Raw genomic sequence first — 24,833 nt, 5'->3', positions numbered from 1 at the left:
GAAATCTTTTTACCGTCGGCAAGTGGTGTGCAGCGGGCAGCTTGCAGACGACAACGCTCATACCCGAGGGCATGAGCGACAAATCGTGCGGTACTTTACCGGAGAATTGAGGTTTACGCGGTTTCTACCGTCGGAAAACTCTTCACCAGTTCGTCCAGGGCTTTGAGCTGGGCCAGGAACGGCTCCAGTTTGTCCAGACGCAAGGCGCAAGGGCCGTCGCATTTGGCGTTGTCCGGATCCGGGTGCGCTTCGAGGAACAGGCCCGCCAGCGACTGGCTCATGCCAGCCTTGGCCAGGTCGGTGACCTGGGCGCGGCGACCGCCGGCGGAGTCGGAGCGACCGCCCGGCATTTGCAGCGAATGGGTCACGTCGAAGAACACTGGATACTCGAACTGCTTCATGATGCCGAAGCCGAGCATATCGACCACGAGGTTGTTGTAGCCGAAGCTCGAACCGCGCTCGCAAAGGATCAACTGATCGTTACCCGCTTCCACGCACTTGTTCAGGATGTGTTTCATTTCCTGAGGCGCGAGGAACTGGGCTTTCTTGATGTTGATCACCGCGTTGGTCTTGGCCATCGCGACGACCAGATCGGTCTGGCGCGACAGAAAGGCCGGCAGCTGGATGATGTCGCAGACCTCGGCGACGACCGCGGCCTGGTCAGGCTCGTGGACGTCGGTGATGATCGGCACGCCGAAGGCTTGTTTGATGTCCTGAAAGATGCGCATGCCCTCTTCCAGGCCAGGACCGCGATAGGAGGTCACAGAAGAACGGTTGGCCTTGTCGAAGCTGGCCTTGAACACGTAAGGGATACCGAGTTTTTCGGTGACCTTCACGTACTCTTCGCAAACCTGCATGGCCATGTCACGGCTTTCCAGCACGTTCATGCCGCCGAACAGCACCATGGGTTTGTCGTTGGCAATCTCGATGTCGCCGACGCGGATGATCTTCTGTGCCATCGGGGTTACGCCTTCTTCTGGTGTTGAGCCAATGCCGCTTTGACGAAGCCGCTGAACAGCGGATGGCCATCGCGTGGCGTCGAGGTGAACTCAGGGTGGAACTGGCAAGCGACGAACCATGGATGATCCGGAGCTTCGACCACTTCAACCAGCGCGGCATCAGAAGAACGACCGGAAATCTTCAGGCCGGCCTCGATGATTTGCGGCAGCAGGTTGTTGTTCACTTCGTAACGGTGACGGTGACGCTCGACAATCACATCCTTGCCGTAGCAGTCGTGCACTTTGGAGCCGGCTTCGAGCAGGCATTCCTGAGCGCCGAGGCGCATGGTGCCGCCCAGATCGGACGCTTCGGTACGCACTTCAACGGCACCGGTGGCGTCTTCCCACTCGGTGATCAGACCGACAACCGGATGGCCGCTGGCACGATCGAACTCGGTGGAGTTGGCATCTTTCCAGCCCAGCACGTTACGGGCGAACTCGATGACCGCCACTTGCATGCCCAGGCAGATACCCAGGTACGGAACCTTGTTTTCGCGAGCGTATTGAACGGCAGTGATCTTGCCTTCAACGCCACGCAGACCGAAGCCGCCCGGTACGAGGATCGCGTCGACGCCTTCCAGCAGCGCAGTGCCCTGGTTCTCGATGTCTTCGGAATCGATGTAGCGCAGGTTGACCTTGGTACGGTTGGTGATGCCGGCATGACTCATCGCTTCGATCAGCGACTTGTAGGCGTCCAGCAGCTCCATGTACTTGCCGACCATCGCGATGGTGACTTCGTGCTCTGGATTGAGCTTGGCATCGACGACCTTTTCCCACTCGGACAGGTCGGCGCCATTGCATTGCAGGCCGAAACGCTCGACGACGAAATCGTCCAGACCCTGGGCGTGCAGCACGGCCGGAATCTTGTAGATGGTGTCGACGTCTTCCAGGGAGATCACCGCACGCTCTTCAACGTTGGTGAACAGCGCAATCTTGCGACGCGACGACACATCCACCGGATGGTCGGAGCGGCAGATCAGCACGTCTGGCTGCAGGCCGATCGAACGCAGTTCCTTCACGGAGTGCTGGGTCGGCTTGGTCTTGGTTTCGCCAGCGGTGGCGATGTACGGAACCAGGGTCAGGTGCATCAGCATCGCGCGCTTGGAACCGACTTCCACACGCAACTGGCGGATGGCTTCGAGGAACGGTTGCGATTCGATGTCGCCAACGGTACCGCCGATTTCCACGAGGGCCACGTCGGCATCGCCGGCGCCCTTGATGATGCGACGCTTGATTTCGTCGGTGATGTGCGGAATCACCTGGATGGTTGCACCCAGGTAGTCACCACGGCGCTCTTTGCGCAGCACGTGCTCGTAGACACGGCCGGTGGTGAAGTTGTTGTTCTGGGTCATGGTCGTGCGGATGAACCGCTCGTAGTGGCCCAGGTCCAGGTCGGTCTCGGCGCCGTCGTGGGTGACGAACACTTCACCGTGCTGGAACGGGCTCATGGTGCCCGGGTCGACGTTGATGTACGGATCCAGCTTCAGCATGGTGACCTTAAGCCCCCGCGCCTCCAGGATGGCCGCCAATGAAGCCGATGCAATGCCTTTCCCCAAAGAAGAAACAACACCGCCCGTGACGAATATGTAGCGCGTCATGAAAAACCCTAGAAGTCTGCGTTAAAGCGGTCCGAGCCGCCGGGGAAAGCGAAGGAAGGCCGAAGCCCCCGATCACCTGCATTAATCACAGTGCATCTTTCAAAAAAACCGCCGCGTTGGGACAGACCGGAAGTGAAAACACCGGTACGTTGCTCGCTACACATTTTTTGGAATCGCCCAGCAAAGACTGCTTGGTAATCGGCAACTCCTGCAATTCAGGCGAATCCACAGAAGTTGTATCAAGAAGGGAGCGTAGTCTACCGGAATGCCCCCTTCATCTCAAACCTTGATCTTCGTCCGAAGGCTGCCAATGCAATCGCCAGCCTTGCAGCGCATTGCCATCGAGCCCCGGCAGGTTCGCCACGGCGAGCAATTCCTCACCGCGAAACAGCAGCGGCAATCTGCCACGCACGAAGCCCGGCACCGCGCGCTCATTGAGCAGGCGCTTGAGATCACGATGGCCGCGCTCCGCCAGATACATCACCTCGCCGCCCCGCCGATAGCGGATTTGCAGCGGACCTGCGGGAGCCTGACCGCTGAACATGACACGTCCGTTATCGGGCAAGCGTAGCGCCAGCGAGGGCTCGTGCCAGTCGCCGCTGACCACCGGCGTGCGAAGCCATTGTCCGCTGAGCCACCACAAGCGACCGGCGCTTCGGTGCAACGCGCCATCCGCCAGACGCCAGATCGGCGAGGCATCGTTGCCGGCGTCCCGCAGGTCCGCCCAACCCGACCAATGGTCGGTATCCGGCAGTCGGGTCAGCGGCTCAAGCCAGTGGCTGAGTGCATTTCGCTGACGGGCATCGGATAACCCCGCGATAGCTGCAAACTCCAGTGATGGCAATCCCGGCCATTCGAACTCGCCAGGCATGCTCGCTTGCGCCAGATCAATCTTCGCCAGCTCATCAAGCAACCCCTGCGCCTCACGCAAATGCGCCGCGCTGCGGGCCATGCTGGCGTGTGCCTGCGGCCAGCGCCCGGTCAGCAGTGGCATGACCTGATGGCGCAGGTAATTGCGCGAGAACTGCCAATCCTGATTCGACGGATCCTCGACCCAATGCAGGCCATGTTCCCGAGCATAGGCTTCCAGCTCTGCGCGTGTGATGTCGAGCAAAGGCCTAACCAGCCTGCCCTGCCCCAGCGCTCGCTGGGCTGGCATGCCTGACAGACCTCGGACCCCGGCGCCACGCAGCAGACGGAACAACAGTGTTTCGGCCTGATCATCGCGGTGCTGCCCGGTCAGCAGCACATCCTTGGCCCGGGTCGCCGCAGTGAACGCTGCATAGCGCGCATCCCGTGCCGCCCGCTCCAGACTCGCCCCTGGCTGCACCCGCACACGCACCACTTGCAGCGGCACCGACAGTTCATCGCAAACCGCCTGGCAATGCGCCGGCCATGCGTCGGCCACAGCCTGAAGGCCGTGATGAACATGGATGGCGCTTAGCGCCGGAATGGTTTGGGTTTTGGCGAGATTGGCCAGAATGTGCAGCAGGACGGTGGAATCGAGGCCACCGGAGAAGGCGACGCGCCAATGGGAAGCGCTGAGCCAGGGCTTGAGATTGCGCAGAAGCCTGGAAGGCAAATCAATCGAGGGCTGACCCATTTTTCTACCTTTTCACAAACCAAATGTGGGAGCGGGCTTGCTCGCGAAAGCGGTGAAACAGCCAACACAATTGTTGAATGTTACATCGCATTCGCGGGCAAGCCCGCTCCCACAGTGTTTTGCATTGTCAGCCAAATCGGCGTTCGATCAGAGACCGTAGCTCATCAGACGATCGTAACGACGCTTGAGCAGCGCTTCGTTGTCGAACTTCTTCAGCATCGCCAGTTGCGAGCTCAGCTCGGCGCGGATCGATGCAGCAGCAGCGGCCGGATCACGGTGGGCGCCGCCCAGGGGCTCGCTGATCACCTTGTCGACGATGCCCAGGCCTTTCAGACGCTCGGCGGTGATGCCCATGGCCTCAGCAGCATCCGGCGCCTTCTCTGCGGTTTTCCACAGAATCGAAGCGCAGCCTTCCGGGGAGATCACCGCGTAGGTCGAGTACTGCAGCATGTTCAGCTGGTCGCACACGCCGATCGCCAGTGCACCGCCGGAACCGCCTTCACCAATCACAGTGGCGATGATCGGGGTTTTCAGGCGGGCCATGACGCGCAGGTTCCAGGCAATCGCTTCGCTCTGGTTGCGCTCTTCAGCATCGATGCCAGGGTACGCGCCCGGAGTGTCGATGAAGGTCAGGATCGGCATCTTGAAGCGCTCGGCCATTTCCATCAGGCGGCAAGCCTTGCGGTAGCCTTCCGGACGCGGCATGCCGAAGTTGCGGCGTACCTTTTCACGCACTTCACGGCCCTTCTGGTGACCGATCACCATCACTGGCTGGTCTTCCAGACGTGCCACGCCGCCCACAATGGCCGCGTCGTCGGAGAAGTGACGGTCACCGTGCAGTTCGTCGAACTCGGTGAAGATGTGGTCGATGTAGTCCAGGGTGTAAGGACGTTTCGGGTGACGCGCCAGACGTGCGATCTGCCAGCTGGTCAGCTTGCCGAAGATGTCTTCGGTCAGCGTCTTGCTCTTGTCCTGCAGGCGGGAGATCTCATCGCCGATATTCAGCGAATTGTCATTACCGACCAAGCGCAACTCTTCGATCTTGGCTTGCAGGTCGGCGATCGGCTGTTCGAAATCTAGAAAATTCGGGTTCATAGGCGTCCGTCTTGGGTCGTGTCCCAAATGAGCTTGGGCCGGCCGGTTGTCTATTCGCGCCCTACCTTAAGGGAGAGGCGCGCTGAGGTCGAGATTAAAAATTCAGGTTGTGGGCAGGCGCTTTAATGGCACCTGCCGGTCAACGGTATTGGAGGAAGACGTTGTCTCGCCCGAACTGGTCACGCAGGGCTTGAATCAAGGCATCCGCCGGGTCGATCCGCCAGGTCTCGCCAAACTGCAGCAAGGTCTTCGCATCGGGACTGGTGTATTCCATGGTGATCGGGCACGCACCGCGATGACGCTTGAGTAATTCACCCAACCAGCGTAGCTGATCGCCTTTCAGGTCCTGGGTCTGCAATTTCAGGCGCAGGCTCTCGGCCAAGTTGGTACGCGCATCTTCCATGCTCATCACCCGCTTGACCCGCAGGCGCAGGCCGCCGGAGAAGTCGTCGTTGCTGACCTCGCCTTCGACCACCACCATTGCGTCGGTCTGCAGCAGCGACTGCGCGGAGTGGAACGCATCGGCGAACAGCGACGCCTCGATCCGCCCGGAGCGGTCGTCGAGGGTGATGAAGCCCATCTTGTCGCCCTTTTTGTTCTTCATCACCCGCAGGGCGATGATCATCCCCGCCACGGTCTGGGTGTCCCTGGCCGGTTTCAGGTCGATGATGCGCTGGCGGGCGAAACGACGGATTTCGCCCTCGTATTCGTCGATCGGGTGGCCGGTCAGGTACAGGCCCAAGGTGTCTTTTTCACCTTTGAGCCGCTCCTTGAGGGTCAGTTCTTTCGCCTTGCGGTGGACCGCGTAAACATCCGCGTCTTCTTCGACGAACAGCCCGCCGAACAGGTCGGCGTGACCGCTGTCACGAGTGCGCGCGGTCTGCTCGGCCGACTTGATCGCCTCTTCCATCGCCGCCAGCAGCACGGCGCGGTTGCGGTCGATGTTGGCCTGGTAAGCCTTTTGCTCGTCATGGAAGTACGGGCCGAGGCGATCCAGCGCGCCGCTGCGGATCAGTCCGTCCAGCGTGCGCTTGTTGATGCGTTTGAGGTCGACCCGGGCGCAGAAGTCGAACAGGTCCTTGAACGGGCCGGCCTGACGGGCCTCGGTGATCGCTTCCACCGGGCCTTCACCGACGCCCTTGATCGCGCCCAGGCCGTACACGATGCGGCCTTCGTCGTTCACCGTGAACTTGAACTCCGAGGTGTTCACGTCCGGCGCGTCGAGGCGCAGCTTCATCGTGCGCACTTCTTCGATCAAGGTCACGACCTTGTCGGTGTTGTGCATATCCGCCGACAGTACCGCGGCCATGAACGGCGCCGGGTAGTGTGCTTTCAGCCAGGCGGTCTGGTACGAGACAAGGCCGTAGGCGGCGGAGTGGGATTTGTTGAAGCCGTAGCCGGCGAATTTCTCTACCAGGTCGAAAATGTTACCGGCCAGATCCGCGTCGATATTGTTCGACGCACAACCCTCAATGAAACCGCCGCGCTGCTTGGCCATTTCCTCGGGTTTCTTCTTGCCCATCGCCCGACGCAGCATGTCCGCACCACCGAGGGTGTAACCGGCCATGACCTGGGCGATCTGCATCACCTGTTCCTGATACAGGATGATGCCGTACGTCGGCGCCAGTACCGGCTGTAAACCTTCGTACTGGTAATCCGGGTGCGGATACGCCAGTTCAGCGCGACCGTGCTTACGGTTGATGAAGTCATCCACCATGCCCGATTGCAGCGGGCCCGGACGGAACAGAGCCACCAGTGCGATCAAGTCTTCGAGGCAGTCGGGCTTGAGCTTTTTGATCAGCTCTTTCATGCCGCGGGATTCAAGCTGGAACACCGCGGTGGTTTCAGCTTTTTGCAGCAACTGATAGGTCGGCTTGTCATCCAGCGGGATGAACGCGATGTCCAGCGGCGGCTCGTTGACCTTGGCGCGGTCGCGGTTGATGGTCTTCAGCGCCCAGTCGATGATCGTCAGGGTCCGCAGGCCGAGGAAGTCAAACTTCACCAGACCGGCCGCCTCGACGTCGTCCTTGTCGAACTGGGTCACCAGACCGTCGCCGGCCTCGTCGCAATAGATCGGCGAGAAGTCGGTCAGCTTGGTCGGTGCGATTACCACACCACCGGCGTGTTTGCCGACGTTGCGCACCACGCCTTCGAGCTTGCGCGCCATCTCCCAGATTTCCGCCGCTTCTTCATCGACCTTGATGAAGTCGCGCAGGATCTCTTCCTGCTCGTAGGCTTTTTCCAGGGTCATGCCGACTTCGAACGGAATCATCTTCGACAGGCGATCGGCCAGGCCGAACGACTTGCCCTGGGCCCGCGCCACGTCGCGGACCACGGCCTTGGCCGCCATGGAACCGAAGGTGATGATCTGGCTCACCGCGTTGCGGCCGTACTTTTCGGCCACGTAGTCGATCACCCGGTCGCGACCATCCATGCAGAAGTCGACGTCGAAGTCGGGCATCGATACCCGTTCCGGGTTGAGGAAACGTTCGAACAGCAGGTCATATTCCAGCGGGTCGAGGTCGGTGATCTTCTGCACATAGGCCACCAGCGATCCGGCACCCGACCCCCGGCCAGGGCCCACCGGCACGCCGTTGTTCTTGGCCCACTGGATAAAGTCCATCACGATCAGGAAGTAACCGGGGAACCCCATCTGGATGATGATATCCAGCTCGAAATTCAGCCGGTCGACGTAGACCTGACGCTTGGCCTCGTAGTCTTCGGTGGTGTCCTTGGGCAGCAGCACGCTGAGGCGCTCTTCCAGGCCATCGAAGGAGACCTTGCGGAAATACTCGTCGATGGTCATGCCATCGGGAATCGGGTAATCCGGCAGGAAGTGCTTGCCCAGTTTCACGTCGATGTTGCAACGCTTGGCGATCTCGACGGTGTTCTCGATCGCATCCGGCAGGTCACTGAACAGCTCGGCCATTTCCTCGGCGCTTTTCAGGTACTGCTGATCGCTGTAGTTCTTCGAACGCCGCGGATCGTCGAGGGCGCGGCCCTCACCGATGCAGACGCGGGTTTCGTGGGCGGCGAAGTCTTCCTGCTTGATGAAGCGCACATCATTGGTGGCAACCAGCGGCGCGCCGAGCTTGTCGGCCAGGGCCACGGCGCCGTGCAATTGTTCTTCGTCGTTCGGACGGTTGGTGCGCTGGATTTCCAGATAGAAGCGATCCGGGAACACCGCCATCCATTCGCGGGCAAGCGCCTCGGCTTCGGCGGGGTTGCCGCCGATCATGGCCATGCCGATCTCGCCTTCTTTGGCGGCGGACAGCATGATCAGGCCTTCGTTGGCCTCGGCGACCCACTCGCGCTCGATGATGACCATGCCGTTGCGCTGACCGTCGATGAAGCCACGGGAAATCAGCTCGGTCAGGTTGCGATAGCCCTGGGCATTCATCACCAGCAGGCTGATGCGGCTCAGCGGACCATCCGGGTCCTTGTTCGACAGCCACAGGTCGGCGCCGCAGATCGGCTTGATCCCGGCACCCATGGTGTTTTTATAGAATTTGACCAGCGAACACATGTTGTTCTGGTCGGTCACCGCAACGGCCGGCATGCCCATGCCGGTCAGGGCCTTGACCAGCGGTTTGATCCGCACCAGCCCGTCGACCAGGGAGTATTCAGTGTGCAGGCGTAGATGAACGAATGAAGCCGGCATAGTGATCCTGTCCAGTTACATAGAGACAACAAGGCCCGGATTGTACCGGGCCCCGAACAAAACATCAGCCTTGCCGCTAAACCTGCGTCAGGCCTTCCAGCGCTTCATAAGCCTGCCGCACCGGGGCAAACGAACGCCGGTGAATCGGCGTCGGCCCGAGGCGCGCCAGCGCTTCCAGATGAACGGGCGTCGGATAGCCTTTATGGCCGCCGATGCCGTAACCCGGATAGATCAATTCGAACGCCGCCATCTCCCGGTCACGGCTGACCTTGGCCAGAATCGACGCAGCCGCAATCGCCGGCACCTTGCCGTCACCCTGCACCACGGCTTCGGAACGCATCGGCAATTTCGGGCAGCGGTTGCCATCGATCATCGCCAGTTTCGGTTGGATATGCAGGCCAGCGACGGCGCGCTGCATCGCCAGCATGGTGGCGTGAAGGATGTTCAGCTCGTCGATTTCTTCGACTTCGGCACGGGCAATGCACCAGCTGAGCGCCTTCTCGCAGATCTCGTCGTAGAGTTTTTCACGCTTGGCTTCGGTGAGTTTTTTCGAGTCGTTGAGACCGAGGATCGGCCGGTTCGGATCAAGGATCACCGCCGCGGTGACGACGGCACCGCACAACGGGCCGCGACCGACTTCATCGACACCGGCCACCAGTTCTTCGACTTCGGCGACCAGGGTGAAATCCAGGCCCATCTGCATGCTTGTCTTGCTCATCGTGTTTGCCCGATCAGGTTCAGAACGGCGTCAGCCGCCTGATTGGAAGCGTCCAGGCGCAGGGTGCGATGGATCTCGTCAAAGCCCCGGGTCTGCTCTTCGCCACCGTCGATCAACGGCGACAGGGTCTGGGCAAGGGCCTCAACCGTCGCATCATCCTGCAACAATTCCGGCACCAGCAATCGCTGGGCCAGCAGGTTGGGCAGGGAAACGTACGGGCTCTTGACCATGCGCTTGAGAATCCAGAACGTCAGCGGCGCAAGACGATAGGCCACGACCATCGGGCGCTTGTACAGCAGCGCTTCCAGGGTCGCCGTGCCGGACGCGATCAGAACCGCATTGCACGCCGCCAGGGCCAGGTGGGATTTTCCATCAAGCAGCGTAACCGGCAGGTCGCGGCCGGCCAGCAGCGCTTCGAGCTGGGCACGACGCTCGGGGTTGGCGCACGGTATGACGAAACGCACACCCGGGCGCATGGCCCGCAAGCGTTGGGCGGTATCGAGGAACAGCGCACCCAGACGACTGACTTCACCGCCACGGCTGCCGGGCATCAACGCGACCAGCGGACCGTCCGACAGACCGAGTTCGGCACGCGCCGCGTTGCGATCAGCCTCCAGTGGAATGGTATCGGCCAGCGTATGACCGACGAACCGCACCGGTACGCCCTTCTCTTCGTAGAATCTGGCTTCGAACGGCAGCAGCGTGAGCATCAGGTCGCAGCCTTCGCGGATCTTCAGTACCCGTTTCTGCCGCCATGCCCACACCGAGGGACTGACGTAGTGCACGGTCTTGATTCCGGCCTGACGCAGCTTGAGTTCGATACTGAGGTTGAAATCCGGCGCATCGATGCCGATGAACACATCCGGTTTTTCAGCGATAAGCGTGGCGATCAGGTCCTTGCGGCGCTTGAGCAGTTCACGCAACCGCCCCAGGACTTCCACCAGGCCCATGACCGACAGACGCTCCATCGGAAAATAGGAAGTCAGGCCTTCGGCCTGCATCAGCGGGCCGCCGACACCAATGAACTCCACCGCAGGGTGCTGTGCCTTGAGGGCACGCATCAGGCCTGCGCCCAGAATGTCACCGGAAGCCTCCCCCGCCACCAGCGCAATACGCAGATTGGCCATGGTCAGCGGGTAATGCCGCGGGTCGACGACTGGATGGAGTCACGGAACATCGCGACTTCCGGGAACTGTGCAGACGGCTCGGCCAGTTCGGCCAGCGCCTGTTCGACGGTCAGTCCCTGGCGATACACCGTTTTGTACGCACGGCGCAGCGCGTGAATGGCGTCTTCGCTGAAACCGCGACGGCGCATGCCCTCGAAGTTCATGCTACGCGCTTCGGCCGGGTTGCCGAATACGGTGACGAAAGCCGGGACGTCCTTGCCGATCGCTGTGCCCATGCCGGAAAAGCTGTGGGCGCCAATGTGGCAATACTGATGCACCAGGGTGAAACCGGACAGGATTGCCCAGTCATCAACGTGCACATGGCCGGCCAGCGCGGTGTTGTTGACCAGAATGCAGTGGTTGCCGATGACGCTGTCATGCCCGATGTGGGCATAGGCCATGATCAGGTTGTGATCGCCCAGGGTCGTTTCGGAACGATCCTGAACGGTGCCACGGTGAATCGTCACGCCTTCGCGGATGACGTTGTGGTCACCGATCACCAGACGAGTTTCTTCGCCCTTGTACTTCAGGTCCGGCGTATCTTCGCCTACCGAGGAAAACTGGTAGATGCGGTTGTGCTTGCCAATACGGGTCGGACCTTTGAGGATCACGTGTGGCCCGATGACCGTACCCTCGCCGACTTCCACACCTGCACCGATGATCGACCACGGCCCGACCTCGACGCCATCAGCCAGGACGGCCGATGGATCGATGATTGCGCGAGGGTCAATCAAACTCATAGCTTGCGTTCCGCACAGATGATTTCAGCCGAGCAGACCGGTTTGCCATCGACCGAAGCCTGGCATTCGAACTTCCAGATCTGACGCTTGCAACTGATGAACTTGGCTTCGAGGATCAACTGATCCCCCGGCAGCACTGGCTGGCGGAAACGCAGCTTGTCGGAGCCGACAAAGTAATAAAGGGTGCCGTCAGCCGGTTTCACGTCAAGCATCTTGAAACCGAGGATCCCGGCAGCCTGAGCCATGGCTTCGATAATCAGCACGCCCGGCATGATCGGGTGCGCTGGGAAGTGCCCGTTGAAGAACGGCTCGTTGATGCTGACATTCTTGTAGGCGCGAATGCGCTTGCCTTCCGTATCCAGCTCCACTACCCGGTCCACCAGCAGGAACGGGTAACGGTGAGGCAGGTATTCGCGAATCTCGTTGATGTCCATCATTTCGGGGGGAAGCCTATGTAAAGATTGGGAGCGCGACTGACGCGCACTCCTCTAGCAAATCAAGGAGGCAGTCCGGAGGCTGTGCACACTTGATATGGAAATGGTATCAGCCTTCAGATGAAGCATTGCCGTCAGGGGTCACTTCCCCAAACCGCTTTTCCAGCTGTTTCAAACGTCGCGCGATGTCATCGAGCTGACGAATCCGGGCCGCGCTTTTGCGCCATTCGGCCGCCGGTTGCATGGCTGTGCCGGAAGAATAGGCACCCGGTTCGGTAATCGAATGGGTCACCATGGTCATCCCGGTCAGGAATACGTTGTCGCAAATATCGATGTGCCCTACCAGGCCAACACCTCCGGCGAGCATGCAGTGCTTGCCGATTTTGGTGCTGCCGGAAATCCCCACGCACGCCGCCATGGCGGTGTGATCACCAACCTGCACGTTATGGGCGATCTGAATCTGGTTGTCGAGCTTCACGCCATTGCCAATCACGGTATCGGCCAGCGCACCGCGGTCGATGGCGGTATTCACGCCGATCTCCACATCGTCACCGATGGTCACACCGCCGATCTGGGCGATTTTCTGCCAGATGCCCTTCTCATTGGCAAAGCCGAAGCCTTCACCGCCGAGCACGGCACCGGACTGAATCACCACACGCTTGCCGATCCGTACATCGTGATACAGCGTGACCCGCGGGGCCAGCCAGCCGCCCTCGCCGATTTCACTGCGAGCACCAATGACGCAATGCGCACCGAGCGTCACGTCTGCGCCGATTCGCGCACCGGCTTCGATCACCACGAAGGGACCGACACTGGCGCTCGGATCGACCACGGCATCCTCGGCAATCACGGCCGTCGGATGAACGCCGGCAGTGGCCTTGGGCTTCGGATCGAACAGATGGGAAATGCGCGCGTAAGCCAGGTAAGGATCCGGCACCACCAACGCATCACCGGCATAACCTTCCGCGTCGGCAGCCTTGAGCAACAGGGCTGCGGCTTGCGAGCCAGCCAGGTATTTACGGTATTGAGGGTTTGCCAGAAAGCTCAACTGAGCTGGGCCAGCCTCCTGCAAGGTGGCTAGCCCAGTGATTTGCTTCTCGGGATCGCCACTCAGGGTGGCGCCGAGGAACTCGGCCAACTGGCCGAGCTTGATAGTCACGGTCATGGGTTACTTCAGCTGATTCATGCGCTCGATGACCTGGCGCGTGATGTCGTACTGAGGTTTGACATCGATCACTGCGCCACGCTCGAACACCAGGTCAAAACCACCTTTCTTGATGACTTCTTCCACTGCGCTATCCAGTTTCGGCTTCAGTTGCTTGAGCATTTCGCGGTCGGCAACAGCCTTGGCTTCGTTCAGTTCCTTGGACTGGAACTGGAAGTCACGCGCCTTTTGCTTGAACTCAAGCTCCAGACGCTCGCGCTCGCCTTGCTGCATCTTGTCGCCACCGGCCATCAGACGATCCTGAATGCCCTTGGCGCTGCTTTCCAGGGTCTTGAGCTTGGTCAGCTGTGGGCCGAACTTCTTCTCGGCATCCACGGCGTACTTCTTGGCCGCGTCGGATTCCAGCAAGGCCATCTGATAGTTCAGAACGGCGATTTTCATGTCGGCAAATGCCGGGCCTGCCACCAGCACGGAGGCCAGGAGAACCAATTGAGTCAACTTACGCACGATGCACTCCTACAAAATCCATTGTCGTTGTCTTGGGTCAGACGCTTAGAACGTCTGGCCCAGGGAGAATTGGAACACTTGAGTTTCAGCTTCATCCGGTTTCTTGATCGGCATCGCCAGTGCAAAGCTCAGCGGGCCCAGTGCGGTGACCCAGGTCACGCCGACACCGACGGAGCTGGCCATGTTGCTCAGACTGATGTCGTTGCATTGGGTGGCAGAAGTCGAGCCGACAGTCGCGTTGGTGGTCTTCTCGCACTTGGAGTCGAATACGTTACCCACATCCCAGAATACCGAAGTGCGCAGGGAACGCTGATCCTTGACGAATGGCAGCGGGAACAACACCTCGACACCACCCTGGATCAAAACGTTGCCACCGAACGGCAGCGGATCCTGATCCGGGTCGGCAAGCGTACCTGCGTTACCGGTCACACCCACGCCACGGCTAGGGGTACTGCGCGGGCCCAGCGTGCTGTCTTTAAAGCCACGTACCGAGTTGAAACCACCAGCATAGTAGTTTTCATAGAACGGCAAGCCGTCGGTCGAACCATAACCATCGCCATAACCCAGCTCGGTGTGCAGACGCAGCGTGTAGTTTTCGCTGATCGGCTGGAACAACTGACCACGATAGTCGAGTTTGTAGAACGACAGGTCGCTGCCTGGAATGGTGGTTTCCAGCGTCAGACTCTGGGAACGGCCACGGGTTGGCAATACACCTTTGTTCAGGGTCGACTCGGACCAGCCGGCCGAAGCCTTGAAGTTCAGGTAGTTATCACCTTCCTTCTTAACGAAGTCGAAAATCTCGTCAACGGTGTACTGACCGGTCTTGATCTTGTCCTGCTGAGCGGACAGACCGAAGGTCAGACGCGAAGTCTCGCTGATCGGGTAGCCCACGTTCACGCCGGCACCCAGGCTGTCCACCGCATAGCTCGCTACGTCGACGTCGAGGTCTTTGTAGTCGGTGGTGCGGTAGAACGCGTTGTAACCCAGGCTCACGCCATCGGCGGTCCAGTAGGGGTCAACGTAGCCGAAGTTGTAGCGGCTCTGGTATTCGCTGCGGGTCAGGCCGACGCTGACGCGGTTACCGGTACCGAGGAAGTTGTTCTGGGTGATCGAACCACCGAGGATCAGACCAGCACTCTGGGCGAAACCGACGCTGGCGGTGATCGAACCGGAAGCCTGCTCTTCAACGCTGTAGTTCACGTCAACCTGGTCATCGACACCTGGCACAGCCGGGGTCTCGACGTTGACTTCTTTAAAGAAGCCCAGACGCTCCAGACGAGTCTTGGACTGGTCGATCAGGTAAGTCGAAGCCCAGCCACCTTCCATCTGACGCATTTCACGACGCAGCACTTCGTCCTCGGACTTGGTGTTGCCACGGAAGTTGATGCGGTTGACGTAGGCACGCTTGCCCGGATCGACGGCAAACAGGATATCGACGGTGTGATCTTCGTCGTGCGGTTGTGGCACGCCGTTGACGTTGGCGAAGGTGTACCCCTCGTTACCCAAACGACGGGTGATCAGTTCGGAAGTGGTGGTCATCAGCTTGCGCGAGAACACCTGACCTTTCTGCACCAGCAACAGCGACTTGACCTGGTCTTCAGGGACTTTCAGGTCACCGCTGAGTTTGACGTCGCGAACGGTGTACTTCTCGCCTTCGTTGACGTTGACGGTGATGTAGACGTGCTTCTTGTCCGGGGTGATGGACACCTGGGTCGAAGCGATATCCATGTTGATATAGCCACGGTCGAGGTAGTAGGAACGCAGACGCTCCAGGTCACCGGACAGCTTTTCACGGGCGTACTTGTCGTCGTTCTTGAAGAATGACAGCCAGTTGGTGGTCTTCAGTTCGAACAGGTCGGTCAGGTCTTCCTCGGGGAAAACCGTGTTGCCCACCACGTTGATGTGCTGAATGGCAGCGACGGTGCCTTCATTGATCTTCACTTTAAGGCCGACACGGTTGCGCGGCTGCGAGACCACTTCGGTATCGACAGTCGCCGAGTAACGACCTTGTGCAACGTATTGACGTTGCAGCTCGTTACGCACGCCTTCGAGGGTCGCGCGCTGGAAGATCTCGCCTTCGGCCAGACCGGACTGCTTGAGGCCTTTCATCAGGTCTTCGGTGGAGATCGCCTTGTTGCCTTCGATCTCGATGCTGGCGACCGAGGGACGTTCGACGACAGTGATCACCAGAACGTTGCCTTCGCGGCCCAGCTGGATATCTTGAAAGAAACCGGTTTTGAACAGCGCACGAGTGGATTCCACCAGGCGACGATCATCCGCCTGCTCGCCGACGTTCAACGGCAAGGCACCAAAGACGCTACCCGCGGAGACCCGCTGGAGGCCATTGACGCGAATATCAGAGATAGTGAAGGACTCGGCGTGAACTTCGGCGATCATCAATACGGTGAGAACCGCAGTTAGCAGCAGACGTTTCATGAAGTCCTTTCTTATTCCAACTGGCAATAAACAAACTGCCGCAAAATGCGGCAGATTCGCAATTCAGCGAAGCGTTACAGACGACCCAGATCGTTGACCAGAGCAAGCAACATCACTCCGACCACCAAGCTGATACCGATCTGTATCCCCCAACCTTGCACCCGATCCGACAAGGGACGACCACGCGCCCACTCGATCAGATAAAACAACAAATGCCCCCCATCCAGTACAGGAATGGGCAGCAAATTCAGAACCCCCAGGCTAATACTCAGATAAGCAAGGAAATTCAGGAAATCAGCGACGCCCGACTGGGCAGAAGCGCCCGCCACTTTAGCAATGGTTATCGGTCCACTCAAGTTTTTTACCGAGAGCTCGCCGAAGAGCATTTTCTTCAGTGAATCCAGCGTCAGGACGCTCATGGTCCAGGTACGACGGGCGCCCTCGCCAATAGCCGCCAAAGGCCCGTAACTGACCTCGCGAATCATCTCCGGCGGCCAGTCGACAGCCTTGACACCTGCCCCCAGGTAACCGCTTGGCGACTTTTTATCGCCACGCGCAGCCAATGTCACAGGGACGTCGATTTGAACACCGTCGCGCTCGACGCGCAGCACGATTTTGGTATCAGGACGCGTACGAACGGTGTCGACCACCTGCTGCCAGTCGTCCAGCGCCTTGCCATCCAGCGTCAACAGACGATCACCGGTTTTCAGCCCGGCTGTCTGGGCCGGGCCTTTCGGATCAAGTTCGGCCAGCACCGGCGGCAATGCCGGGCGCCAAGGGCGAATACCGAGGGAGCGAATCGGATCCGGCTCGTCGGCCCCCTTGAGCCATTTATCGAGCGCCAGCTCACGAGGCGAGTCAGCCGTAGAGCCCTGCTCACGCACCAGTACCTGCAAGGAACCACTTTCCCCCAGGCGCCGCACCAGCTGCAAATTGACCGCTGCCCAACCCGAGGTCGGCTCACCGTCGATCGCGACGATTTCCTGACCGGCGCTCAGCCCTGCGGTCGCGGCGATGCTGCCGGACTCCACCGAGCCGATCACCGGGCGAATCTGCTCGCTGCCGAGCATGGCCAGCACCCAGAAGAACACCAGCGCGAGCAGGAAGTTGGCCACAGGACCCGCCGCGACGATGGCGATGCGCTGACGCACGGACTTGCGATTGAATGACTGATGAAGCTGATCGGCCGGCACTTCACCTTCGCGCTCATCGAGCATCTTGACGTAGCCACCCAACGGAATGGCCGCCACCACGAACTCGGTCCCCTGCTTGTCGTGCCAGCGCAGCAGCGGCATGCCGAAGCCCACGGAGAAACGCAGAACCTTGACGCCACAGCGACGCGCGACCCAGAAGTGGCCGAATTCGTGAAAGGTGACCAGCACACCCAAAGCGATCAGGGTGCCGGCAATCATATAGAGCGCGCTCATCTACTTTCTCCGCAATCCTGTCCAGTGCCGCGTGAAGCCATGTATTGCAAGACCTAGCGGCCGTGACGACTCAACCACTGCCCGGCCAATGCCCGGGCGGTTGCATCAGCGGCGAACACCGCATCGAGATCATCCAGCGCCACCACAGGCTCGAGATTCAAGACTTCCTCGATGATACTCGCGATTTCCAGGTAGCGAACCCGTCCGTCGAGAAACGCGGCAACCGCCACTTCATTCGCCGCGTTGAGCATGGCCGGGGCACTGTTTCCCGCCTCGGCAGCCTGCCGTGCCAGACGCAGGCACGGGAAACGCTCTTCGTCGGGCGCTTCGAAATCCAGGCGCGCCACAGCGAACAGATCCAGCGGCGCCACGCCCGAGTCAATGCGCTCGGGCCAGGCCAATGCATTGGCAATCGGTGTGCGCATGTCGGGATTGCCCAACTGCGCCAGCACCGACCCGTCCACATAATCGACCAGCGAATGAATCACACTCTGCGGATGAATCACCACTTCGACTTGCGAAGGTCTGGCATCGAACAACCAGCAGGCCTCGATCAATTCGAGCCCCTTGTTCATCATGCTGGCCGAATCCACCGAAATCTTGCGTCCCATGGACCAGTTCGGGTGTGCGCAGGCCTGATCGGGTGAAACATGCGCCAGCTCGGCCATCGGCGTCTGTCGGAACGGGCCACCGGAGGCCGTGAGCAAAATCCGACGAACTCCAACGTTGCTCAACCCGCGAGCAAAGTCCTGCGGCATGCACTGGAAAATCGCGTTGTGTTCGCTGTCGATCGGCAACAGGACAGAACCACTCTTGCGCACGGCCTGCATGAACAAGGCGCCGGACATGACCAGCGCTTCCTTGTTGGCCAGAAGAATCTTCTTGCCCGCCTCGACTGCCGCGAGAGTCGGGCGCAGGCCGGCAGCGCCGACGATGGCGGCCATGACGGCATCCACCTCGGGTGCCGCAGCGACCTGACACAATCCTTCTTCGCCGACCAGCACCTGCGTCGGCAGGCCCGCGGCTCGTAAATCGTCCTGCAGGTTGCGAGCGGCGCCGGCCTCCGGCACTACTGCATATTTAGGAAGATGACGGACACACAGGGCAAACAGTTCGCTCAGACGGGTAAAACCGCTCAGGGCGAAAGCCTGATAACGCTCCGGATGCCGGGCGATGACATCCAGGGTGCTCAGACCGATCGAACCGGTCGCGCCCAGGACGGTAATCTGCTGCGGGCGACTCACGATGCCGCCATCCACAACAACACCGCAAAGACCGGGATCGCAGCTGTCAGGCTGTCGATGCGATCCAGCACGCCACCGTGGCCGGGCAAGAGGTTACTGCTGTCCTTGATGCCGGACTGACGCTTGAACATGCTTTCGGTCAGATCGCCCACCACCGAGATGAAGACAATCACCGCAGCACCGATCAAGCCCTTGAACAGTTGCGCCACCGTCCAGTCACGAAACAGCGCGACCAAAGTGGTGATGACCAGGCTTAACGCCAGACCGCCATACACGCCCTCCCAGCTTTTGCCGGGACTGACTTGCGGCGCCAGTTTGCGCTTGCCGAACGCACGACCGGAGAAATACGCGCCGATGTCAGCACCCCAGACCAGCACCATCACCGCCATGATGAGCCAGTTACCGAGCGGGTACTGCTTGATCAGCACCAGCCCTTGCCAGGCCGGCAACAGAATCAGCAGACCGATCACCAGCTTGGCGGCGGCGCTGGACCAATGCTCGCTGGAGCGCGGGTACGTCAGCACCAGCCAGGTCGCCAGCACCCACCAGATCACTGATGCACCCAATACCCATGGCGCCAGCCCCGGCAGGATGTACATGACGAACAGCATCAGCGCGACCACCGCCGCGTAGCTGACACGGAATGCCTGCGCGGTGAAGCCGGCCAGACGCGCCCACTCCCAGGCCCCCAGACTCACGACCAGCCCGATGAACAGGGCAAAACCGGAACCTTCGAGCAGGAAAAAACCGCCCAAGGCGATCGGCAACAGAATCAGTGCAGTGATGATGCGTTGTTTAAGCATTAAACCCGGGCTCCAGCTTCGACCTGCTCGCTCGTTTTACCGAAGCGACGCTGGCGCAAAGCGAAATCGGCCAGCGCATTGCGCATGGCTTCGTGTTTGAAGTCCGGCCAGAACAGGTCGGAGAAGTACAACTCGGCATAAGCCAACTGCCACAAAAGGAAGTTGCTGATGCGGTGCTCGCCACCGGTGCGAATGCACAAGTCGGGTAACGGCAGATCACCGGTGACCAGACAGGTCTGCAGCAGATCCGGGGTGATGTCTTCCGGCCGCAGATGACCGGCCTGAACCTCACGCGCCAGACGCTGCGCCGCTTGCGCAATATCCCACTGACCGCCGTAGTTGGCAGCGATTTGCAGGATGAATCGGTTGGCACCGGCGGTCATCGCTTCCGCTTCACGCATGGCAGCCTGAAGTTCCGGATGAAACCGCGTACGGTCTCCAATGATGCGCAGACTGATATTGTTGTCGTTCAGGCGCTTGGCCTCGCGACGCAATGCCTTGAAGAACAGGTCCATCAAGGCGCTGACTTCATCGGCCGGGCGCTGCCAGTTTTCACTGGAAAAAGCGAACAGGGTCAGCACTTCGACCCTGGCCTCGGCGCACACCTCGATCACCGCCCGCACAGCGTCCACGCCCGCCTTATGCCCGGCGACACCCGGCATAAAGCGTTTTTTCGCCCAGCGATTGTTGCCATCCATGATGATCGCGACATGGCGCGGCACCGTGGACGGCGCAGTCTGCTTGGTCTTGTCCATTTAAAGCTCGACCCTTATACGGCCATCAGGTCTTTTTCTTTCTCAGCCAGCTTGGCGTCGATTTCAGCCACGAACTTCTTGGTCAGATCGTCGATCTCGCCCGCGGCACGACGCTCTTCGTCTTCGCTGATTTCCTTTTCCTTGACCAGATCCTTCAACGAGCTGTTGGCATCACGACGGATGTTGCGCACGGCAACACGGGCGTCTTCTGCTACGTCACGCGCCTGCTTGGTGAAACCGCGACGGGTTTCTTCGGTCAGGGCTGGCATGCTGATCAGCAGCAGTTCACCCAGGTTGGTCGGGTTCAGATTCAGACCTGCACTGCCGATGGCCTTGTCGACGGCACCCAGCATGTTGCGCTCGAACGCAACGACTTGCAGGGTACGGGCGTCCTTGACGGTGATGTTGGCCACTTGTTTGATCGGGGTGTCGGCGCCGTAGTAAGGCACCATTACGCCTTCCAGGATGCTTGGGTGCGCCTGACCAGTGCGGATACGACCGAAGTTGTGAGCCAGGGACTCGACGGACTTCGTCATGCGCTCTTTGGCGTCTTTCTTGATTTCGTTGATCATTGCTGGACTTCCTCGATCAGAGTGCCTTCAGCGCCACCATGCACGATGTTCAGCAGGGCGCCCGGCTTGTTCATGTTAAATACGCGCAGCGGCATCTTGTGATCGCGGCACAGGCAGATAGCCGTCAGATCCATTACACCCAGCTTGCGATCCAGTACTTCATCGTATGTCAGATGATCGAACTTCTCGGCATGCGGGTCTTTGAACGGGTCAGCAGTGTAGACACCATCGACCTTGGTCGCCTTGAGCACGACATCGGCGTCGATTTCAATGGCGCGCAGGCAGGCTGCCGAATCCGTGGTAAAGAACGGATTGCCGGTGCCGGCCGCGAAAATCACCACGTCCTTGGAGTTCAGGTGGCGCATGGCCTTGCGACGGTCATAGTGATCGGTCACACCGACCATGGAGATGGCCGACATCACGATGGCGGAGATATTGGCACGTTCCAGCGCGTCGCGCATGGCCAGGGCGTTCATCACAGTAGCCAGCATGCCCATGTGGTCGCCGGTGACCCGATCCATGCCGGCCTTGCTCAGTGCCTCACCGCGGAACAGGTTACCACCGCCGATCACCAGGCCGACCTGAACGCCGATGCCGACCAGTTGGCCGACTTCCAGCGCCATGCGATCCAGCACTTTCGGATCGATCCCGAACTCTTCCGAGCCCATCAGGGCCTCGCCGCTAAGCTTGAGTAGAATGCGTTTATAGCGAGCCTGATAACCACTGCCCTGCTGAGCCATTGCGAATCTCTCCTGCGGCGTATTTTAAAAATTCTTTGCGAGCTGTTTACAGCTGGCGTTCACTCTAGCTTGGCGCTGCTTCAGCGCCATCGGAACATGGCTTTGTAAGTCAGTTCCAAGGGGAAACCAATTAAAAATTGGTAACCCTATCTGAAAAGAGGCTGCGCGCGTGAGCGGGCAGCCTCTTTCGGGCGACAGTTGAAAAACCGTCTTATTGCTTGGCGGCAGCCAGCTGGGCAGCAACTTCTTCAGCGAAGTTGTCGACCGGCTTCTCGATGCCTTCGCCTACTTTGAAGTAGGTGAAGGAAACGATTTCAGCGCCGCCTTTCTTGGCCAGCTCGCCAACCTTGATTTCAGGGTTCTTGACGAACGCCTGCTCAACCAGGCTCGCTTCCGCCAGGAACTTGCTGATACGGCCCTTGACCATGTTCTCAACAATGTTTTCTGGCTTGCCTTTGATTTTTTCTTCGTTCAGCTGCAGGAACACAGCCTTTTCACGCTCGATCGCTTCCGCGGAGACTTGCGAAGGCAGCAGGAACTCAGGGTTGCTTGCAGCAACGTGCATCGCGATGTCTTTGGCCAGCTCGACGTCACCGCCTTTCAGGACAACAGCAACACCGATCTTGTTGCCGTGCAGGTAGGTGCCGACTACGTCGCCTTCTACGCGCACCAGGCGACGGATGTTGACGTTCTCGCCGACTTTGGCAACCAGTGCTTCGCGAGCGGCTTCTTGAGAAGCGATCAGCGGAGCTGCGTCGGTCAGCTTGTCAGCGAATGCTTTGTCAACGCTGGCAGCAACGAAGTTTTTGAAGTCGTCCTGCAGAGCCAGGAAGTCGGTCTGCGAGTTGACTTCGATCAGAACGGCGGCCTTGCCGTCGTCCTTGATGGCGATAGCGCCTTCAGCGGCAACGTTGCCAGCTTTCTTGGCAGCCTTGATGGCGCCCGAAGCACGCATGTCATCAATGGCTTTTTCGATGTCGCCGCCAGCCTTTTCCAGGGCTTTCTTGCAATCCATCATGCCTTCGCCGGTACGCTCGCGCAGTTCTTTGACCAACGCTGCAGTAATTGCTGCCATTTTCAAATTCCTCTTGGATAGGTTTTCAACCATTCCACCCGATCGAACGGGCGTTCAATTCTTCCCGAACCACCTTGTAGCCGCTGCACGTTACAGCTGCTGTAGCTGCGCTGCCGACAAATGGTTTTCGAGGTGGCAAAAAGGGGGCCAAGCCCCCTTTTTGCTTACTGAGTCAACGCCAGGGCGTCAATTACTCAGCTGCAGCCTGAGTTTCTTCAGCTGCGAATTCTACAGTGCCGCCAGCAACGTTGTTGCGACCGCGGATCACTGCGTCAGCCATCGAGCCCATGTACAGCTGGATAGCGCGGATTGCGTCATCGTTGCCTGGGATGATGTAGTCAACGCCTTCCGGGCTGCTGTTGGTATCGACAACGCCGATGACCGGGATGCCCAGCTTGTTGGCTTCGGTGATCGCGATGCGCTCGTGGTCAACGTCGATCACGAACAGTGCGTCTGGCAGACCGCCCATGTCCTTGATGCCGCCCAGGGAGCGATCCAGCTTCTCAAGATCACGAGTGCGCATCAGCGCTTCTTTCTTGGTCAGCTTGGCGAAAGTACCGTCTTCGGCTTGTACTTCAAGGTCACGCAGACGCTTGATGGAAGCACGGATGGTCTTGAAGTTGGTCAGCATGCCGCCCAACCAGCGGTGATCGACGTACGGCGAACCGCAACGTGCTGCTTCTTCAGCAACGATCTTGCCAGCGGAGCGCTTGGTGCCAACGAACAGAATCTTGTTTTTGCCCTGGGCCAGACGCTCTACGAAAGTCAGAGCTTCGTTGAACATTGGCAGGGTTTTTTCAAGGTTGATGATGTGAATCTTGTTACGCGCGCCGAAAATGTACTTGCCCATTTTCGGATTCCAGTAACGGGTTTGGTGACCGAAGTGCACACCGGCCTTCAGCATATCGCGCATGTTGACTTGGGACATGATAGTTCCTTGATAAGTCGGGTTGGGCCTCCACGTATCCCAATGACCAACCATTGATCCGAGGATCAAAGGCACCCAGGCCATCGTGTCGACACGTGTGTGGGTTAGTGCTCCCGGAGCTATCCCCGGAAAGCGGCGCATTTTATACCACAGGGACGACGCAAACGGAACCCGGAATCTGCAATCGCGTCAGGGACATGCGCGCCAGCCCCTTGGAATCGGGACGATGCACCGCATTGTATAGAGAGAAGCGATGCACGCAGGCGCGGTTTTGCGCCTTTGGTCTGTTAGAATCGCGTTTTTCGGGGCCGCACAATCAACAGCCGCGCCCCTGTTCGTATCAGCAAGCGCCGTCGAGCGCAGAGAGAGCCTGTATGACCGTCACCCTCAAAACCCCCGAGGACATCGCTGGCATGCGTGTCGCCGGCAAACTGGCCGCCGATGTGCTGGAAATGATTGCCGAGCACGTCAAGCCGGGCGTGACCACCGATGAACTGAACCAGATCTGCCACGACTACATTGTCAACGTGCAACAGGCCATCCCCGCCCCGCTCAACTACAAGGGCTACCCGAAGTCGATCTGCACCTCGATCAACCACGTGGTCTGCCACGGCATTCCGAACGACAAACCGTTGAAAAACGGCGACACCCTGAACATCGACGTGACGGTGATCAAGGACGGCTACCACGGCGACACCAGCCGCATGTTCCACGTCGGCACCGTGCCGGTCTGGGCCGAGCGCCTGTCGCAGGTCACCCAGGAATGCATGTACAAGGCGATCGAAATCGTCAAACCTGGCTGCCGCCTCGGTGACATCGGCGAAATCATCCAGAAGCACGCGGAAAAGAACGGTTTCTCGGTGGTTCGCGAGTTCTGTGGCCACGGTATCGGCAAGGTCTTCCACGAAGAGCCGCAGATCCTGCACTACGGCCGTGCCGGCACCGGCATGGAACTGAAGGCCGGCATGACCTTCACCATCGAGCCGATGATCAACCAGGGCAAGGCCGACACCAAAGTACTGGGCGACGGCTGGACCGCGATCACCAAGGATCGCAAGCTGTCGGCACAGTGGGAACACACTTTGCTTGTCACCGAGACCGGCTACGAGATTTTCACCCTGCGCAGCGACGACACGATCCCGCGCATCTCGGCCTGATCCCCACACCG

21 protein-coding genes are annotated in these 24,833 nt (G+C 59.6%); 1 reads left to right on the top strand and 20 read right to left on the bottom strand.

Annotated elements, in window-relative coordinates; genetic code table 11:
* Positions 1–113: 113 nt before the first annotated feature.
* The 20 genes from kdsA to rpsB form a co-directional block, all read right to left on the bottom strand.
* Positions 114–959, bottom strand: a complete 846-nt coding sequence (kdsA, locus tag ACKJSM_RS23045; protein WP_007954807.1) for a 3-deoxy-8-phosphooctulonate synthase — start codon at positions 957–959, stop codon at positions 114–116.
* 5 nt (positions 960–964) lie between these two features.
* The gene (locus ACKJSM_RS23040) at positions 965–2,596 is read right to left on the bottom strand and encodes a CTP synthase (protein WP_011332696.1); all 1,632 of its coding nucleotides are present in this window, start codon (positions 2,594–2,596) and stop codon (positions 965–967) included.
* Between the two features lie 274 nt (positions 2,597–2,870).
* Positions 2,871–4,199: a tRNA lysidine(34) synthetase TilS gene (gene tilS, locus ACKJSM_RS23035; protein WP_410238960.1), complete on the bottom strand. Its 1,329-nt coding sequence runs from the start codon at positions 4,197–4,199 to the stop codon at positions 2,871–2,873.
* Positions 4,200–4,346: 147 nt separating this feature from the next.
* Complete coding sequence (locus ACKJSM_RS23030) at positions 4,347–5,294, bottom strand: acetyl-CoA carboxylase carboxyltransferase subunit alpha (protein ID WP_064379018.1); 948 nt, start codon at positions 5,292–5,294, stop codon at positions 4,347–4,349.
* A 139-nt stretch (positions 5,295–5,433) separates the two neighbouring features.
* Positions 5,434–8,955 carry a DNA polymerase III subunit alpha gene (gene dnaE, locus ACKJSM_RS23025; protein WP_236178340.1) on the bottom strand — a complete coding sequence of 1,174 codons (3,522 nt, stop codon included), beginning with the start codon at positions 8,953–8,955 and terminating at the stop codon, positions 5,434–5,436.
* Positions 8,956–9,031: 76 nt separating this feature from the next.
* On the bottom strand, positions 9,032–9,658 hold the full coding sequence (gene rnhB, locus ACKJSM_RS23020) for a ribonuclease HII (RefSeq protein WP_236178421.1): 627 nt from the start codon (positions 9,656–9,658) through the stop codon (positions 9,032–9,034).
* A gap of 11 nt (positions 9,659–9,669) precedes the next feature.
* Positions 9,670–10,800: a lipid-A-disaccharide synthase gene (lpxB, locus tag ACKJSM_RS23015; protein ID WP_410238959.1), complete on the bottom strand. Its 1,131-nt coding sequence runs from the start codon at positions 10,798–10,800 to the stop codon at positions 9,670–9,672.
* 2 nt (positions 10,801–10,802) lie between these two features.
* Positions 10,803–11,579: an acyl-ACP--UDP-N-acetylglucosamine O-acyltransferase gene (gene lpxA / locus ACKJSM_RS23010; protein WP_221398809.1), complete on the bottom strand. Its 777-nt coding sequence runs from the start codon at positions 11,577–11,579 to the stop codon at positions 10,803–10,805.
* Positions 11,576–12,016 (bottom strand): 3-hydroxyacyl-ACP dehydratase FabZ, encoded by a 441-nt coding sequence (gene fabZ / locus ACKJSM_RS23005; RefSeq protein WP_003222142.1) that lies wholly within the window; start codon positions 12,014–12,016, stop codon positions 11,576–11,578. The genes lpxA and fabZ overlap by 4 nt, the downstream gene beginning before the upstream one ends.
* 106 nt (positions 12,017–12,122) lie before the next feature.
* Positions 12,123–13,178 (bottom strand): UDP-3-O-(3-hydroxymyristoyl)glucosamine N-acyltransferase, encoded by a 1,056-nt coding sequence (gene lpxD / locus ACKJSM_RS23000; protein WP_236178338.1) that lies wholly within the window; start codon positions 13,176–13,178, stop codon positions 12,123–12,125.
* 3 nt (positions 13,179–13,181) lie between these two features.
* On the bottom strand, positions 13,182–13,685 hold the full coding sequence (locus ACKJSM_RS22995) for an OmpH family outer membrane protein (RefSeq protein ID WP_003222140.1): 504 nt from the start codon (positions 13,683–13,685) through the stop codon (positions 13,182–13,184).
* A gap of 45 nt (positions 13,686–13,730) precedes the next feature.
* Positions 13,731–16,121: an outer membrane protein assembly factor BamA gene (bamA, locus tag ACKJSM_RS22990; RefSeq protein WP_236178337.1), complete on the bottom strand. Its 2,391-nt coding sequence runs from the start codon at positions 16,119–16,121 to the stop codon at positions 13,731–13,733.
* Between the two features lie 74 nt (positions 16,122–16,195).
* Complete coding sequence (gene rseP, locus ACKJSM_RS22985; protein WP_236178336.1) at positions 16,196–17,548, bottom strand: sigma E protease regulator RseP; 1,353 nt, start codon at positions 17,546–17,548, stop codon at positions 16,196–16,198.
* 53 nt (positions 17,549–17,601) lie between these two features.
* A complete protein-coding gene (gene ispC, locus ACKJSM_RS22980; RefSeq protein ID WP_410238958.1) occupies positions 17,602–18,792 on the bottom strand; it encodes a 1-deoxy-D-xylulose-5-phosphate reductoisomerase in 1,191 nt (396 codons plus the stop codon).
* Positions 18,789–19,595: a phosphatidate cytidylyltransferase gene (locus ACKJSM_RS22975; RefSeq protein WP_236178334.1), complete on the bottom strand. Its 807-nt coding sequence runs from the start codon at positions 19,593–19,595 to the stop codon at positions 18,789–18,791. Before ACKJSM_RS22975 ends, ispC begins: the two co-directional genes overlap by 4 nt.
* Positions 19,595–20,350 carry a polyprenyl diphosphate synthase gene (gene uppS, locus ACKJSM_RS22970; protein WP_236178333.1) on the bottom strand — a complete coding sequence of 252 codons (756 nt, stop codon included), beginning with the start codon at positions 20,348–20,350 and terminating at the stop codon, positions 19,595–19,597. The genes ACKJSM_RS22975 and uppS overlap by 1 nt, the downstream gene beginning before the upstream one ends.
* A 14-nt stretch (positions 20,351–20,364) precedes the next feature.
* On the bottom strand, positions 20,365–20,922 hold the full coding sequence (frr, locus tag ACKJSM_RS22965) for a ribosome recycling factor (protein WP_011332684.1): 558 nt from the start codon (positions 20,920–20,922) through the stop codon (positions 20,365–20,367).
* Positions 20,919–21,662 carry a UMP kinase gene (gene pyrH, locus ACKJSM_RS22960; RefSeq protein WP_011332683.1) on the bottom strand — a complete coding sequence of 248 codons (744 nt, stop codon included), beginning with the start codon at positions 21,660–21,662 and terminating at the stop codon, positions 20,919–20,921. Before pyrH ends, frr begins: the two co-directional genes overlap by 4 nt.
* A gap of 211 nt (positions 21,663–21,873) precedes the next feature.
* Positions 21,874–22,737, bottom strand: a complete 864-nt coding sequence (gene tsf / locus ACKJSM_RS22955) for a translation elongation factor Ts (RefSeq protein WP_236178331.1) — start codon at positions 22,735–22,737, stop codon at positions 21,874–21,876.
* 190 nt (positions 22,738–22,927) lie between these two features.
* On the bottom strand, positions 22,928–23,665 hold the full coding sequence (rpsB, locus tag ACKJSM_RS22950; protein WP_008052780.1) for a 30S ribosomal protein S2: 738 nt from the start codon (positions 23,663–23,665) through the stop codon (positions 22,928–22,930).
* 374 nt (positions 23,666–24,039) lie between these two features.
* Between rpsB and map the strand changes: the two genes are divergently transcribed.
* The gene (gene map, locus ACKJSM_RS22945) at positions 24,040–24,822 is read left to right on the top strand and encodes a type I methionyl aminopeptidase (RefSeq protein ID WP_236178330.1); all 783 of its coding nucleotides are present in this window, start codon (positions 24,040–24,042) and stop codon (positions 24,820–24,822) included.
* Positions 24,823–24,833 lie beyond the last annotated feature (11 nt).

The sequence above is a fragment of the Pseudomonas sp. PHC1 genome (genome assembly GCF_046487845.1).
In the GTDB taxonomy this organism is placed as follows: Bacteria; Pseudomonadota; Gammaproteobacteria; order Pseudomonadales; family Pseudomonadaceae; genus Aquipseudomonas; species Aquipseudomonas sputi.
Note: the sequence above shows the minus strand (reverse complement) of the source record. Positions and strands in the feature narration are given on the sequence as shown.

What these genes read in the sequence shown, in the direction of transcription:
- ACKJSM_RS23040 (WP_011332696.1), bottom strand. Translation starts at nt 2,596, where the DNA reads ATGACGCGCTACATATTCGTCACGGGCGGTGTTGTTTCTTCTTTGGGG.
- dnaE (WP_236178340.1), bottom strand. Translation starts at nt 8,955, where the DNA reads ATGCCGGCTTCATTCGTTCATCTACGCCTGCACACTGAATACTCCCTG.
- uppS (WP_236178333.1), bottom strand. Translation starts at nt 20,350, where the DNA reads ATGGACAAGACCAAGCAGACTGCGCCGTCCACGGTGCCGCGCCATGTC.
- frr (WP_011332684.1), bottom strand. Translation starts at nt 20,922, where the DNA reads ATGATCAACGAAATCAAGAAAGACGCCAAAGAGCGCATGACGAAGTCC.
- rnhB (WP_236178421.1), bottom strand. Translation starts at nt 9,658, where the DNA reads ATGCAGATGGGCCTGGATTTCACCCTGGTCGCCGAAGTCGAAGAACTG.
- kdsA (WP_007954807.1), bottom strand. Translation starts at nt 959, where the DNA reads ATGGCACAGAAGATCATCCGCGTCGGCGACATCGAGATTGCCAACGAC.
- lpxA (WP_221398809.1), bottom strand. Translation starts at nt 11,579, where the DNA reads ATGAGTTTGATTGACCCTCGCGCAATCATCGATCCATCGGCCGTCCTG.
- ACKJSM_RS23030 (WP_064379018.1), bottom strand. Translation starts at nt 5,294, where the DNA reads ATGAACCCGAATTTTCTAGATTTCGAACAGCCGATCGCCGACCTGCAA.
- bamA (WP_236178337.1), bottom strand. Translation starts at nt 16,121, where the DNA reads ATGAAACGTCTGCTGCTAACTGCGGTTCTCACCGTATTGATGATCGCC.
- pyrH (WP_011332683.1), bottom strand. Translation starts at nt 21,662, where the DNA reads ATGGCTCAGCAGGGCAGTGGTTATCAGGCTCGCTATAAACGCATTCTA.
- ACKJSM_RS22975 (WP_236178334.1), bottom strand. Translation starts at nt 19,595, where the DNA reads ATGCTTAAACAACGCATCATCACTGCACTGATTCTGTTGCCGATCGCC.
- lpxD (WP_236178338.1), bottom strand. Translation starts at nt 13,178, where the DNA reads ATGACCGTGACTATCAAGCTCGGCCAGTTGGCCGAGTTCCTCGGCGCC.
- rpsB (WP_008052780.1), bottom strand. Translation starts at nt 23,665, where the DNA reads ATGTCCCAAGTCAACATGCGCGATATGCTGAAGGCCGGTGTGCACTTC.
- lpxB (WP_410238959.1), bottom strand. Translation starts at nt 10,800, where the DNA reads ATGGCCAATCTGCGTATTGCGCTGGTGGCGGGGGAGGCTTCCGGTGAC.
- tilS (WP_410238960.1), bottom strand. Translation starts at nt 4,199, where the DNA reads ATGGGTCAGCCCTCGATTGATTTGCCTTCCAGGCTTCTGCGCAATCTC.
- map (WP_236178330.1), top strand. Translation starts at nt 24,040, where the DNA reads ATGACCGTCACCCTCAAAACCCCCGAGGACATCGCTGGCATGCGTGTC.
- fabZ (WP_003222142.1), bottom strand. Translation starts at nt 12,016, where the DNA reads ATGATGGACATCAACGAGATTCGCGAATACCTGCCTCACCGTTACCCG.
- tsf (WP_236178331.1), bottom strand. Translation starts at nt 22,737, where the DNA reads ATGGCAGCAATTACTGCAGCGTTGGTCAAAGAACTGCGCGAGCGTACC.
- rseP (WP_236178336.1), bottom strand. Translation starts at nt 17,548, where the DNA reads ATGAGCGCGCTCTATATGATTGCCGGCACCCTGATCGCTTTGGGTGTG.